This is a genomic window from Bradyrhizobium sp. AZCC 1577 (genome assembly GCF_036924575.1).
Taxonomy (GTDB): domain Bacteria; phylum Pseudomonadota; class Alphaproteobacteria; order Rhizobiales; family Xanthobacteraceae; genus Bradyrhizobium.
Map to the genome: position 1 here is coordinate 4,039,008 of NZ_JAZHRQ010000001.1, position 13,549 is coordinate 4,052,556.

The 13,549-nt window shown below is 63.2% G+C and carries 15 protein-coding genes; 8 read left to right on the forward strand and 7 right to left on the reverse strand.

Translation table 11 applies throughout. From position 1 onward, the window contains the following. Window positions 1-2: 2 nt before the first annotated feature. The 5 genes from V1278_RS18890 to V1278_RS18910 form a co-directional block, all read right to left on the reverse strand. Window positions 3-290, reverse strand: coding sequence for a hypothetical protein (locus tag V1278_RS18890; protein ID WP_028349025.1), 288 nt, complete (start codon window positions 288-290; stop codon window positions 3-5). Further along, entirely contained in the window at window positions 287-682 is a 396-nt protein-coding gene (locus V1278_RS18895; RefSeq protein WP_334381854.1) for a TfoX/Sxy family protein, read from the reverse strand. Before V1278_RS18895 ends, V1278_RS18890 begins: the two co-directional genes overlap by 4 nt. A gap of 11 nt (window positions 683-693) precedes the next feature. Beyond that, entirely contained in the window at window positions 694-1,374 is a 681-nt protein-coding gene (locus V1278_RS18900) for a winged helix-turn-helix transcriptional regulator (protein WP_334381855.1), read from the reverse strand. Then, on the reverse strand, window positions 1,371-1,832 hold the full coding sequence (locus tag V1278_RS18905; protein ID WP_334381856.1) for a hypothetical protein: 462 nt from the start codon (window positions 1,830-1,832) through the stop codon (window positions 1,371-1,373). The genes V1278_RS18900 and V1278_RS18905 overlap by 4 nt, the downstream gene beginning before the upstream one ends. Before the next feature lie 127 nt (window positions 1,833-1,959). Beyond that, window positions 1,960-2,904, reverse strand: a complete 945-nt coding sequence (locus V1278_RS18910; RefSeq protein ID WP_334381857.1) for an alpha/beta hydrolase — start codon at window positions 2,902-2,904, stop codon at window positions 1,960-1,962. A 128-nt stretch (window positions 2,905-3,032) separates the two neighbouring features. Between V1278_RS18910 and V1278_RS18915 the strand changes: the two genes are divergently transcribed. The 6 genes from V1278_RS18915 (at window position 3,033) to V1278_RS18940 (ending at window position 9,377) form a co-directional block, all read left to right on the forward strand. Continuing rightward, on the forward strand, window positions 3,033-4,235 hold the full coding sequence (locus V1278_RS18915) for an RluA family pseudouridine synthase (RefSeq protein ID WP_334381858.1): 1,203 nt from the start codon (window positions 3,033-3,035) through the stop codon (window positions 4,233-4,235). A gap of 200 nt (window positions 4,236-4,435) precedes the next feature. Beyond that, window positions 4,436-5,575: an amidohydrolase family protein gene (locus V1278_RS18920; protein WP_334381859.1), complete on the forward strand. Its 1,140-nt coding sequence runs from the start codon at window positions 4,436-4,438 to the stop codon at window positions 5,573-5,575. 159 nt (window positions 5,576-5,734) lie between these two features. Then, a complete protein-coding gene (locus V1278_RS18925) occupies window positions 5,735-6,508 on the forward strand; it encodes an ATP12 family chaperone protein (RefSeq protein ID WP_334381860.1) in 774 nt (257 codons plus the stop codon). Between the two features lie 71 nt (window positions 6,509-6,579). Next, a complete protein-coding gene (fliK, locus tag V1278_RS18930) occupies window positions 6,580-8,163 on the forward strand; it encodes a flagellar hook-length control protein FliK (protein ID WP_334381861.1) in 1,584 nt (527 codons plus the stop codon). Continuing rightward, complete coding sequence (locus V1278_RS18935; protein ID WP_028349018.1) at window positions 8,160-8,426, forward strand: EscU/YscU/HrcU family type III secretion system export apparatus switch protein; 267 nt, start codon at window positions 8,160-8,162, stop codon at window positions 8,424-8,426. Before fliK ends, V1278_RS18935 begins: the two co-directional genes overlap by 4 nt. A gap of 132 nt (window positions 8,427-8,558) precedes the next feature. Continuing rightward, window positions 8,559-9,377, forward strand: coding sequence for a penicillin-binding transpeptidase domain-containing protein (locus V1278_RS18940; protein ID WP_334381862.1), 819 nt, complete (start codon window positions 8,559-8,561; stop codon window positions 9,375-9,377). A 7-nt stretch (window positions 9,378-9,384) separates the two neighbouring features. Here V1278_RS18940 and V1278_RS18945 read toward each other — a convergent pair whose 3' ends face one another. Further along, window positions 9,385-9,870 (reverse strand): hypothetical protein, encoded by a 486-nt coding sequence (locus tag V1278_RS18945; RefSeq protein ID WP_334363327.1) that lies wholly within the window; start codon window positions 9,868-9,870, stop codon window positions 9,385-9,387. 204 nt (window positions 9,871-10,074) lie between these two features. Here V1278_RS18945 and V1278_RS18950 point away from each other — a divergent pair, with 204 nt between their 5' ends. Beyond that, window positions 10,075-11,445 carry a serine hydrolase gene (locus V1278_RS18950; protein ID WP_334381863.1) on the forward strand — a complete coding sequence of 457 codons (1,371 nt, stop codon included), beginning with the start codon at window positions 10,075-10,077 and terminating at the stop codon, window positions 11,443-11,445. 22 nt (window positions 11,446-11,467) lie between these two features. Here the strand turns inward: V1278_RS18950 and V1278_RS18955 are convergent, their stop codons facing one another. Continuing rightward, the gene (locus V1278_RS18955; protein ID WP_334381864.1) at window positions 11,468-11,875 is read right to left on the reverse strand and encodes a DUF4260 domain-containing protein; all 408 of its coding nucleotides are present in this window, start codon (window positions 11,873-11,875) and stop codon (window positions 11,468-11,470) included. Window positions 11,876-12,008: 133 nt separating this feature from the next. Between V1278_RS18955 and V1278_RS18960 the strand changes: the two genes are divergently transcribed. After that, the gene (locus V1278_RS18960; RefSeq protein ID WP_334381865.1) at window positions 12,009-13,541 is read left to right on the forward strand and encodes an acyl-CoA carboxylase subunit beta; all 1,533 of its coding nucleotides are present in this window, start codon (window positions 12,009-12,011) and stop codon (window positions 13,539-13,541) included. The last annotated feature ends 8 nt before the right edge of the window (window positions 13,542-13,549 follow it).

Here is a 13,549-nt window from a genome sequence, read left to right on the forward strand (position 1 = left end):
CGTCAGCCCGACCTTACTTCGTAGACTCGAATGCTCGAAATGAAGGGGTTACCTTGCGCCATCTTCTCGGCGTCGTCGAGCGTCGCCGCGTTGACGATTGTGAAGCCTGTGATGGAGTCGGGTCCGAGCGGAAGGTCCTTCGTTCCGCCCTTCGAGATTTCGCGACCATTGCCGAAGCCGCCCATGTCCACGGTATGCGGCTTGGTAGCCTCGAACCATTTGCCCCAGGCGGCCATGATTTCCGGAGTGGGCTTTTCAAATCCGTAATGCAGCAGAACGAACTTCTTCATGCTCGGCTCCTTTTCATCGATCGGGGCAATTGCTTTTTCTTTGGAGGCGTCGCCTTCGGCGCGATTGCCTCGGCATAGTGCAGCGAAAGATCGATCCAGAACGTGCGCTTCTCCGCGTCGGCCAGTAGCTCCTCGGGCAATCGCACATATTCGCGCATCGGCCGGCCCTTCATGGGCTCGAAGGTCCGTTCGCCAAATTCGGCGGTGAACCGGGCGCGATCTTTCTCCGAGAGCCGCATGACGAAATCGTTCTGGTGCAGCCCGATAAACAGATTTCCGTTGGCGAAGGCCGCCGGGTAGCCGAACATCTTGCGGCGCGAGATATTTGCGCCTGGCGGAACCGACTGGTCGAACAGGTCGATCAGCGACTGCGGTGATTTCGTCCAGGCCACCGGCCCCTCCGTCAGTTTGCAGCGGGCGTTAAGCGCCGGCGTTCCGCAAGGTCGAACAGAAGGGGAAGCTTGCGGACGAGGGCCATCGAGCCGCTCACGCTGGCGCGCTTCGCATCGATCGCGTCCTGAAGGGACACGCTCGTCTCGACAATCTGGAGCACCGCGTCGAACGGAGCTTCCAGCGTCCCCTTGCAATCGGTGATGCCCCTCTCAATAGCCGTCCCGAAGCCGCCGCCCGCGACGGTGAAGCCGGCCGATTTCTTGCCATGGGTGACCGTAAGGCCGATCCTGATTTCCGGCACGGGTGAACGCTTTGCAATGGCGTCGAGGCCCAACAGCACCCAATCCGGCTCGAACGTGTCGCCCGGCACCGGCGGGAACAGGAAGCGGCCGCCCCAGCGGATCAATTCCCGGATCGCGGGCTGAACTTCCCGGCCGATCTCGGTCAATTCGTATACCTGCGCATTGGCCGGCGGCGGCAAGGCGGTTCGCCGTACGACGTTGCACTCGATCAGGGCGGTGAGGCGCGTTGTCAGCAAGGTGGGGCTCATGCCGTCAAGATGATCCAGGAGATCGCCAAATCGCTTCGGCCCAAGCAGAAGCTCGCGGATGATCAGGAGAGTCCAACGCTCGCCGATGATCTCCGCCGCGCGGGCGAGTGCGCAGAATTGCGGATAGTGAAGATTGCTCATGCCGTCGAGCTTGGTTCCTCCGCATCATGACAGTAGGCGAGGGCGATCAACGGCCCGACGACTGCGAATTGCAGGATCGTGAACGCGGTTTCGAGCAGCACATAGTCCGGCACGGAAACCATCACATGCTTGGCTGCGACCGCCAGCGTGGTGAACGACCATGACAGCAGGCCAGCGCCAAGTCCGTACAAGAGCCCGTCCTTCAGAAACGAGCCGCTACGTTGTGCAAATACGCGCGGGAACAACCACGAGAAGATCGCGCCCTGGATGATCATCGAACCCAGTCCGAACGCGATTACCGGCTCGTCGCGATAGATCTGGAGCGCGTGGTACTTCTGCTCGAACAGGACGAGGTGCCAGACATAGGCGATCGGAAACGAGGGAAGCAGGTAGGCGGCAAAGCCAAGCCAAAAGCCGCGGGCGCCGGTTGGACGGGCAACGTAAGATGCTGCTGGCATCGGAAACCCCAAGCCTACTACATTTTTTATAGTACATGCTATAAAATCTGGAGTCAACTATTCGTGGGCGGCAGCTTCGCCGTGCGGTGTTCCGGACGCGAGCCGTAATGCGCCCTGAGCTTTGTCGCTATTTCCCTGTCTTCACGAAATCCAGGATCTGATCGGTCAGGCGGGTGTCGGCAGTGTTGATCGAATACACCTCCGACATGTGGCTGTGCTGCGGCAACAGGATAGCGCGTGCGCATCCGCTGGCTCGTTTGCAGGTGGCTCGCTTCCCGATATCGAGCTGCACCACGAACCCTTCCGGATCCAGTTCGGCGGCAACCATCATCAGCGGAATGTCGGTCGTTGCCAGACCTCTCGATGGGGATCGTTCGGCATAGCGCGCGGCATCGTCACCAAAATAGGCCCGCTGGGTATCGGCGAGCGGCATCGCGGTCAGGTCATAAATGCCCGAGATCATGATCGCCCCCGCGAGGCCGCCGCCTTTGATCCTGTGAAGTTCGGGATGCGAGACATAGGTCGCGACGTGAACCGCGCCCGCGGAGTGCCCCATCAGAAAGATACGCGCGCCATTGCCGCCGCGCTCGCTGATCTTGTCTGCAATCCACTGCACCGCGGTGGCCAGATCCTCGGCGCCCGCCGGCCAGGGTGCTTGCGGTGCGAGGCGATAGGCGACGTTCACTCCGACAAAGCCGTTCCTTACCGCCCATAGCATGATGTTGTCATAGAATGGGCTGGTCGGCGTCGTGCGCTTGTTGCCGCCTACATACGCGCCGGCATGTACATAGATCAGCACCGGCCGCGGAGATGGAGCCGTGTCCGGCATGAAGATATCGAGCAGATTGCGATCGGCCGGACCGTATTTGACGTCCCGCTCGACCTTGACGCCTTGATATGGCTCTTTTTCCTGTTGTGGCGCATACAGCGCGAAGGTTCTGGGCGGATCGATGACGCGGCCGAGTTCCAACAGTGCCTGCGCGATATGCTCCGGCATCGGGCTCCGCTGCGCTTCGGCCGCGTTCGCGAACATTGCGGCCACAACGGCCAAAGCCAATCTTGATAGGGCCATCCGGGCTTCCCACGCATCGTCGAAATTGGCCTAGTTTGGCCGATCCGGCGCGGGATTGGCACCGAATTCACCGTGACGATTCGCTGCATTTGCGCTAGGCAACGATCTACCCCTTGGAGCGAAACCAGATGAGCCGCCGCGACCGAAAACCGCTAGCCAAGTCGCGCACACCAGGCGACCGTCCCAAGGGAGCCACGCCGTTCCGCAGCAAGAAGCCTGGCGACCGGCCGAAGGGCAACCGCCCCGGTGGCAAGCCTGCGCGGTTTGCCGAGCCGCGCCGGGAGAAGCCGGCTTTCGTGGTGGCAGAGCCCGAAAAGACCAAGGCCGAAGCACCGCTGCCGACCAAGGTTCAGACTGTCGTCGTCACGGCGGACGAAAACAACATGCGCGTCGACCGCTTCCTCGAGGCGCGCTTTCCCGGTCTGTCGTTCTCCCACATCCAGCGCATCGTCCGGAAGGGCGAGTTGCGCGTCAACGGCAAGCGCGCCGACAGCAAGGACCGGCTGGAAGAAGGCCAGAGCGTTCGCATTCCGCCGCTGCGACTCGATGTGCCGAAGGGAACGGGTCCGCTCTCTGAAGCCGCGACCAAGACGCTGCAAGCCCTGAAGGAGATGACGCTTTACGAAGACGCCGACGTCGTGGTGTTGAACAAGCCGGCGGGGCTGGCGGTGCAAGGCGGCTCCGGCATCACGCGCAACGTCGACTCCATGCTGGAAGTGATGCGCGATGCCAAGGGGCAGAAGCCGCGGCTGGTGCATCGGCTCGACAGGGAAACGTCGGGCTGTCTTCTGGTCGCCAAGACGCGCTTTGCCGCCACCGCACTGACCGGCTCGTTCCGCCACCGCTCCGCGCGCAAGATTTACTGGGCGCTGGTGGCGGGCGTGCCGAAGCCGAAGCAGGGCCGCATCTCGACCTATCTCGCCAAGGAGGAGAGCGAGGAGGACAGCATCATGCGGGTCGCAAAACATGGCGACGAGGGCGCAAGCCACGCGGTGACGTATTACGCCGTGGTCGAGACCTCGGCGCAGAAGCTCGCCTGGGTGTCGCTGAAGCCGGTCACCGGGCGAACCCACCAGTTGCGCGCCCACATGGCGCATATCGATCACGCCATCGTCGGCGACCCCAAATATTTCAATAAGGAGAATTGGGACCTGCCGGGCGGCCTGCAGAACCGCCTGCATCTGCTGGCGCGGCGGCTCGTTATCCCACATCCGCGCGGCGGCGTGATCGATGTCAGCGCGCCGCTGCCGCCGCACATGCTGCAATCCTGGAATCTGCTCGGGCTGGAGCACGACCGGTTCGATCCGATCGAGAACGCACCGGAGGAGTAGCGGGCACGCACAGCACTGGCCGGCGCAATAGCTGTCAAACGCAAGAACACGCTGATTTGATATTGTGCGATCCGGACGGTCCTAACGTCAGGCCGTCAGGTGCAGGGGGATCGCGCATGAACGGAAATCTGGTCCGGCTCGCGTTTTGCTTTTTCGCTGTGATAGGAGCGTACGGCGCACCTGGTTCTGCCCGTGCGCAGATGCTCGCTCTCGTCGGCGGCGGTGTCTACGCTTCGCCCGACGCTGCGCCGCTTGCCGACGCCGTCATTCTCATCGCCAATGGCGCCATCGCCGCGGTCGGAACCCGCAGGGAGGTGCAAATTCCCTCCGATGCGCGCGTCATCGATTGCACCGGCAAGACTGTGGTTGCCGGTTTCTGGAACAACCACGTCCATTTCACGGAAGAGGTGTGGAAGAACGCCGGCTCAGCTCCTGCCGCACCGCTGGCCGAGCACATGCAGGCGATGCTGACGCGCTGGGGCTTTACGACGGTCTGGGATATCGGCTCAGACGGAAGAGATACGCTGGCGCTGCGCCGCCGGGTCAATTCCGGCGAGATACCGGGCCCGGATATTTATACGGCAGGCAGCATCTTTCCCAAAGACGGCCATCCGGCCTATCTGCCCGCCGAAATCAAGCTGCCGGAAGCTTCCACGCCGGAAGAAGCCGCGCAATTGACGCGCACCTATATGGGCTTTGGTCTTGACGGTGTGAAACTGTTCACCGGCTCCTTCAAGGGCACCGGAAAGCCGGTCGTGAACATGGACCCAGCGATTGCCAAAGCGGCAGTCGACGTGGCGCATGCGGCGGGCAAGCCAGCGTTCGCCCATCCGCAAAACATGGCAGGCGTCGACGCCGTCATCGCTGCCGGCGTCGACATCATGGCGCACACGGTGCCCGGCGAGGCGGTCTATTCGCCCGAGCAGCTCGCGCGATTCAAGCAGCAGCGCATTGCCCTGGTTCCGACGCTCTCGCTGTTTGCAAAGCTTCCCGTTGCGCCCGATATCGCTGCGCGCCTCATCGCGACGACCGTCGCTCAAGTCAAGGCGTTCTCCGACAATGGCGGTCCCGTCCTGTTCGGCACCGATGTCGGCTTCACCACCTATTACGACACCACGCTCGAATACGAGCTGATGCATCGCGCGCTGTCCGCGCGCCAGATCCTGGCGTCGCTGACGATCAATCCCGCGCAATATTTCAAGGCGGCGAAGAAGGGGCGGGTCGAGAAGGATTTCGACGCCGATCTCGTGGTGCTTGACGGCGATCCACTCGCCGACGTCACCAATCTCGCCAAGGTCGCCTACACGATCCGGGCGGGAAAGGTGATCTATCGGAAGTGAGCTGACTAGGCGAACCGGGCGATTCCGGCGAGCGGAACCCGACTTCAGCTGGCAGAACCAGCATCGCAGCTTGCTGGCCTAACTTCCTCATCGCCTTTATTTGCATCCACCGGCATCGTATTGTCAGGCTTGGATAATCACCCGACCTTTGGACACCGCATGCGTGAACTATTCGATGAAGTTGCCGGACAGTCTCCGCTCGATCCGACGGAAGCAGTGCGCCGCGCCACGCGCGCGCCCCAGCGCAAGCGCATCTACAAGGAGGCTGGCGTCGCGCCGGCCGATGGCGGGTTTGCCGTGACGCTGGATGGCAAGCCGATCCGCACGCCTTCCGGCCGCCAGGTTATAGCGCCGGCTAGCAGCATTGCCGAGCACATCGCCGCCGAATGGAATGCGCAGGGCGAGACCATCGATCCCCTAACCATGCCGCTGACGCGCTTCGCCAATTCTGTCGCCGAGGTCGCCGATCGCGTCGATGCCGTGGCCGACGATGTCGCAAAATACCTCGGCTCCGACTTGCTGTTCTATCGTGCCGGCCATCCCGAGGCGCTGGTCGCCCGGGAAGCGGCGCATTGGGACCCGGTGCTGTCATGGGCCGCGAACGAGCTCGGGGCTCATTTCATCCTGTCCGAGGGGATCGTGCATGTGACCCAGCCGGAGCAGGCGATCAAGGCCGCCCGTAGTGTGTTTCCGGCCGACCCCTGGGCCGTGGCGGCGCTGCATGTGGTGACGACGTTGACAGGTTCCGCGCTACTGGCGCTGGCGTTGCTGCGCGGGCTCCTCGATTCCGACCAGGTTTGGGCGGCCGCCCATGTCGATGAGGACTGGAACGCCGAGAAATGGGGCGTCGACGAGGAGGTGGCGGCTCGCCGGGCCGCCCGGCTGGTCGATTTCCGGGCCGCGGTGACCATTCTGGACGCCCTGAAGGCCTGAGCGCCTGCTGCCGGTTAAGGAGAGGTTTACGGCGCCGGGGTAGGCTTCGGGCTTGGCCGAGACCTCTCACTATGGCGATTTCCATCAATCCCGTTCTCCCGGTGCTATCAGCCCAAGAAGCTGGCGGCGTGGCGCCCGAACTGGTGCTGCAGCCCGGCAGCGTGGTCAACGCTCAGGTGCTGAAAGTGCTGTCCGCCGATCTCGTGAGGATTGCGATCGCCAGCCTCTCGATCGACGTGGCCACGGAAATTCCGCTGCAGCAAGGCCAGAACCTGCAGCTGGCGGTGTCGCAGACCAAGGACGGCATCCGCCTGGCCGTGGTCGGGCAGGGCAGTGATGCCGCCGGGGCATCCGCCGACGCCGTCACTTTGTCGCCCGATGCGCTGGCCGATGCCGCCGTCAATCGGCCGGCCATCGTGTCGGCGAAGAACGTGCTGACGCCGCTGGAGCGCGCTGCCGTCTCCGCCGCCGCCCAAGCCGCGGCGACCGAGCAGGACAGCCTGGCGCCGTTGTTCGCCAATCTGGGCGCGGCGATTTCGTCCAGCAATCTGCCGCCGAAATTGCAAGCGGCGATCGCGCAGGTGCTGGCGCAACAGACCAGTCTCGATAAGAACCTTGATGGCGCCGATATCAAGACGGCATTCCAGAAGTCCGGAATATTCCTCGAAGCGTCGCTGGCGTCGGGCTCAGTCCCCCCAAGTGGCGTACCCGATCTCAAGGCCGCGCTGATCGTGCTGCGTCAGACACTGCAGTCGGCGCTCGGCCTCAATTCGACGACCGCCTCGCCGGCGACACCGGTCGGGGCGCAACAAGCTGCGCCGCCACAGGCCGCGAGCCTTGCGCCGTCCTTGTCGCCCAACCTCGATGTGCCGGAAATCCTGCTGCCGCAGGCGCGATTGCTTGCAGCCGAAAATCTCGCGCTGCCGGTCCATGCCGCCCGAAGCCCGCTGGCCGCCCCGCCTGATGCCGGCGCTACGCTGAAGCTGCTGCAGGAAGCGCTGCAGGAACTCGGCGTTCCAATCAGGAGTGCCACAGCCACGCCGAAAGACGTCCGGGGCGGTGACGTCACCTTCCACACCAACACGCCGCCGCCACCCATCCGGGGCGGACTGCCGGCCGCACAGCCGATCGCCTCTCCCACCATCGCGCCGCAGGCGCCGCTCGAGGCGACCGCGCATCATCTGCTCGATGATACCGATGCCGCTATCGCGCGACAGACGCTGCTGCAGGTCGCCTCCTTGCCTGATCGCATCGATGCGGGGCCAAAAGCCGACATCACGGCGCCACGCTGGAATTTCGAAATTCCCTTCGTAACGCCGCAGGGCACCGCGATGGCGCAGTTCGAGATTTCCCGCGATGGCGGCAGCGAGGCCGTCGAGGCGGTCAAGCGGGTGTGGCGTGCGCGATTTTCCCTCGATGTCGAGCCGGCCGGTCCGGTTCACGCGCTGATATCGCTGACCGGCGACAAGACTTCAGTGCGGATCTGGGCGGAGCGGCCCGCAACCGCAGAGCAACTGCGCGCCGGGACATCGCAATTGAGCGAGGCGCTCAGCCGGGCCGAATTGCAGCCCGGCGATATCGTGATCCGCGACGGCGCGCCGCCGCAGGCCGCGCCCGCCGCCCGTGCCGGTCATTTTCTGGATCGCGCGCTATGAGCGTCGAGACCAGGAGCAAGCTTGCAGTCGCGCTGCACTATGACAAGACCGGCGCGCCGCGGGTCGTGGCGAAGGGCAAGGGCGTCATCGGTGCGAAGATCATCGAGCTGGCCCGGGAACACGATATCCCGATCGAAGAGAACGAGGTGCTGGCGGGCGCTCTGTCCCATGTCGAGATCGGCGACGAGATTCCGCCGGAGCTCTACAAGGCAGTTGCCGAAGTGCTGATCTTCGTGCTGCGGCTGTCGGGGCGAATACGGTGACTGCGGTTTTTTTTCGCGCGAGCGGATGTCGGCTTGCGCCGGGAACACAGGGCAACTAAAGGCCCGCCTGTCATAGTTTTTCCACGATGCCATCCGCATCGTCGGCATTCCTCAACCAGCTCGGATATCCTCGTGATCAATCGTCGTCATGCGCTCGGCCTCCTTGCCGCGACCACTGTTTTGCCCGCGCGCACCCTTGCCAATGTCTCCTACCAGCGCAGCGAGTTTCGCGACGATCTTTCCAAGCGGTTTTTCGATCTCGGCACGACCGGCACCTTCGTTGGCTACAAGGTGGAGGACTACCTCATCATCGCCAGCGACAAGGTGCGCTCGGGCGAGGGCAGGCTACCGGCCTCGACCTTCAAGATTCCAAACTCGGTCATCGCGCTCGAGACTGGCGTTGTCGAGGACCCCGACAAGGACGTCTTCAAGTGGGATGGCGTGACGCGCAGCATCGAGCCCTGGAATAAGGATCATACGCTGCGTTCGGCGATCGCGGCTTCCGTGGTGCCGGTGTATCAGGAGGTCGCGCGCCGCATCGGGCAGGAGCGCATGCAGAAATATGTCGACCTGTTCGACTATGGCAACCGCGACATCGGCGGCGGCATCGACCAGTTCTGGCTGACCGGCAATCTGCGCATCGACCCGGTGCAGCAGATCGATTTCGTCGACCGGCTGCGGCGCGGCGTGCTGCCGGTCTCCAAGCGCAGCCAGGAATTGACGCGCGATATCCTCCCCGTGACGAAGGTCGGCGACGCCACCATCCGCGCCAAGAGCGGCCTGCTGGGTGCGGAAGCGGGCAAGCCATCCTTGGGCTGGATGGTCGGCTGGGCCGAGAAGGGCAGCCAGCAGACGGTGTTCGCCATGAACATGGACTGCAAGGAGCAAAGCCACATCGCCGCGCGCATGACGGTCGTGCAGCAATGCCTCGCCGATATCGTCGCGATTTAACCCGCAGCTAACGCCGGTTCAGCGCCAGCGAGACCGCCGTGACGTTGGTGCCCTGCGGCTGGATCGACACTGTCTGCTTGCCGCCACGGGTCGTCAGCGACAGATGGGCCGAAAAATTGTCGCCTCGTGCGGCAGCCTCGACACGATCGCCGGCGGCGCGCCCGGTAAGCGTCCCGGAAGCGTTGCGGCTCGCTTCGCTCCATGAGCCCGAAATCGCGCCGCCACGGTATTCGACTTCGCTTGCGAGATCGAAATTGTAACTCTGGCTCGCGCACCTCAGGTTGAGTTGAAGCTGATCGCCGCTTCCTAGGACATCGTACGACGCGCGGCAGCGCAATTGCTCGCTTTGTCCGTCACTGGTGCTGAGCACGCCGCCGCCCGACCACGTACCCGCCATGGCGGCGAAGGGCGAGGCGGGTGCGGCCAGCGCACTGCCGGTCAGGCATAACGATGTGGCCACTAACGCCGTTCGCGCAAAATTGTATCCAGACATCTTGATGGCCTCCTTCGGTTTGGCAATCAACGCCCCCAAAGGGTTCACGGTTCCTCCACCGGCACAGCGTGCGGCGAGGTTCCGTGCCCGAGATTGCAGCGATGCCTCTCCGATATCCGGACAATGCATTGGCGGCCGCGCCCGATCGACTGGTGCGCGGGAGCAAGTTGTACTAGCGTGCCATGGCTACCAGGGGGATCGTGCATGCCGCATCGTCGCTCGGTGCTGTTAGGAGGCTTGGCGTTTTCGCTTTGGCCGGATTGGGGTTGGGCCCAGATGACACCGGGGCAGGATGTTGCCGCCATCCTCAAGGAGAGGGTGGATGTCGGGCGTGAGACGATGGGCCTCGTTGCCGCTTTCCTCGACGGGGACCGGCACAGCATCACGGCGTATGGTCAATCCGGCTCCCCCGACAATCGGCCGCTCGATGGCGACACGGTGTTCGAGATCGGCTCGATCACCAAGGTGTTCACGGCGCTGGTGTTTGCCGACATGGTGGTGCGCGGCGAGCTCTCACCTGATGACCCTGCGGCGAAATATCTGCCTGCCAGCGTCAGGATGCCCGATTTCGAGGGGGCGCCGATCACACTGATGGACCTTGCGACCTATACGTCGGGCCTGCCGCGGATGCCGTCGAATTTCGCGCCGAAGGATTGGAGCAATCCCTATATCGACTACACCTTCGAGCGGCTCTACGACTTTCTCTCGAACCACAAGCTCGCACACAAGCCCGGCAGCCACTACGAATACGCCAATCTCGGTTTCGGCCTGCTCGGCCACATCCTCGAACGGCGCGCCGGCAAGAGCTACGAGGAGTTGGTGATCTCGCGGATTTGCGCGCCGCTCGGCATGGAAGATACGCGCATCACGCAGTCGAGCTCGATGCAGCAACGGCTGGCGCGTGGCCACAGCGCCGCGCTGACACCCGTCGCGAACTGGGATTTTTCAGTGCTCGCCGGTGCCGGCGCGTTCCGTTCGACGGCGAACGATCTGATGAAGTTCGTGCGGATGTGCATGAATCCCGATGGGCCGGTTGCCGCTGCGCTGAAGATGACGCTTTCCAAGCGTCGTCCAATGATGGAGGAGAGTGACGTGGCGCTGGGTTGGTTCGTTTCGTCGCGCTTCGACGATGAATTGATTTTGAAAAGTGGCGGCACCGGCGGCTATGCAGCCTTCATCGGTTATTCGACCAAGACCCGGCGCAACTGCATCGTGCTCTCCAATGCGGCTAATTATAACCCGAATATCGCGCTCGGCACGCATCTCATCAATACGGCATATCCGCTTGCAAAAATTCGCCGTGAGGTGCCGGTCGATCCGGCCGTGCTTGCAACCTATGCCGGACGTTACGAGGTGTCACCGAACTTCATCCTGACGGTGCGTACGGAAGGCGCGCGGCTGTTCATCCAGGCGACGGCGCAGCCCGAGTTCGAGGTTTACGCCGAGAGCGAGACGGAATTTTTCTATCGCGTGGTCGATGCCCAGATCGCCTTCGCGCGGCCCGAAGGCGGCGCGGCGCCGTCGTTGACACTGCATCAGAACGGCAAGGACCTGCCGGGCAGGCGGCTGCCTTAGCGTGATCCAAATGCAGCCAAGGTCAATTCGGAGACTTCCCGATCCGCCCCAGATGGGTGAAGCTAAAACCGGTAGTGTATTTCAGCCCGTAGCCGAGCGCGCGGTCGAAGCCGATATGGGCCAGCCAGATCATGGCAATCGAGAGCGTGAGCGGTGCGGCGGTGGCAAATCCGGTGGTCATGATCGCCATCGGCGCGAGGTAGCTGTGCGCGGCGTTGTAGATGAAGGCCCCGGTTCGCGGTCCTCCCAGATAGGCGGCAAAGCTGAGGTCCGGCACGAAGAACAGCAGGGCGTAAACCCACCACGATCCGTCCCAGATATAGTAAAGCAGCGTCATACCGATAAAGAGCGCTAATCCCTCCAGCCGCAGCACCGTTCGCACACCCCCTGTAACGGCGCCCGAGGTGTCGGCGCTTGCGGTATCGGTCATTCCGGTCCCCATAGTCAGGATGCGCATATAGGGGCCGTGGGCCGGCGGTACCAGAGGCCGGGGTGTTTCCGCTTCCGAAAAGGCCGTGCTAGAAGGCCTTCAAATCGTTACTCAAAAGGCGGGCCGAAGCAGCATGAAGGATATCCTGGACACCCTCGAAGAACGGCGCGCCGGCGCCAAGCTCGGCGGCGGCGAAAAGCGCATCGAGGCGCAGCACGCTCGCGGAAAATTGACCGCCCGCGAGCGCATCGAGCTTTTGCTCGACAAGGGCTCGTTCGAGGAATTCGACATGTTCGTCGAGCACCGCTCGACCGAATTCGGCATGGAAAAGACGAAAGTGCCGGGCGACGGCGTCGTCACCGGCTGGGGCACCGTCAACGGCCGCAAGACCTTTGTGTTCGCCAAGGATTTTACCGTGTTCGGCGGCTCGCTGTCGGAAACCCACGCGCTGAAGATCACCAAGCTCCAGGACATGGCGATGAAGGCGAGGGCGCCGATCATCGGCCTCTATGACGCCGGCGGCGCGCGCATCCAGGAAGGCGTGGCGGCGCTCGCGGGCTACTCCTACGTGTTCCGCCGCAACGTGATCGCGTCAGGGGTGATCCCGCAGATCTCCGTGATCATGGGCCCCTGCGCCGGCGGCGACGTCTATTCGCCGGCGATGACCGACTTCATCTTCATGGTGAAGAACACCAGCTATATGTTCGTCACCGGCCCTGACGTGGTGAAGACCGTCACCAACGAGGTGGTGACGGCGGAAGAACTCGGCGGCGCCTCGGTGCACGCGACGCGCTCCTCGATCGCCGACGGCGCGTTCGAGAACGACGTCGAGACGCTGTTGCAGATGCGCCGGCTGATCGACTTCCTGCCGTCCAACAACACCGACGGCGTGCCGGAGTGGCCGAGCTTTGACGACATCGGCCGCATGGACATGTCGCTGGATACGCTGATCCCCGACAATCCGAACAAGCCCTACGACATGAAGGAGTTGATCCTCAAGGTCGTGGACGAGGGCGATTTTTTCGAAATCTCGGAAGCGTTCGCCAAAAACATCGTCACCGGCTTCGGCCGCATCGCCGGCCGCACCGTCGGCTTCGTCGCCAACCAGCCGATGGTGCTGGCGGGCGTGCTCGACTCTGACGCCTCGCGGAAAGCGGCGCGCTTCGTCCGCTTCTGCGACGCCTTCAATATCCCGATCGTGACGTTCGTCGACGTACCCGGCTTCCTGCCGGGCACCGCTCAAGAGTATGGCGGCCTGATCAAGCACGGCGCAAAACTGCTGTTTGCGTACTCGCAATGCACGGTGCCGCTCGTCACCGTCATCACCCGCAAAGCCTATGGCGGCGCGTTCGACGTGATGGCGTCCAAGGAAATCGGCGCCGACATGAACTACGCCTGGCCGACCGCGCAGATCGCCGTGATGGGCGCCAAGGGCGCCGTCGAAATCATCTTCCGCGCCGACATGAACGATCCCGAGGCGATCGCCAAGCGCACCAAGGAATACGAGGACCGCTTCCTGTCCCCCTTCATCGCCGCCGAACGCGGCTACATCGACGACGTCATCATGCCGCATTCGACCAGGAAGCGGATCGCAAGGGCGCTGGCGATGCTGAAGGACAAGAAGGTCGAGATGCCGGCAAAGAAGCACGACAATTTGCCGTTGTGAGAGGTCAG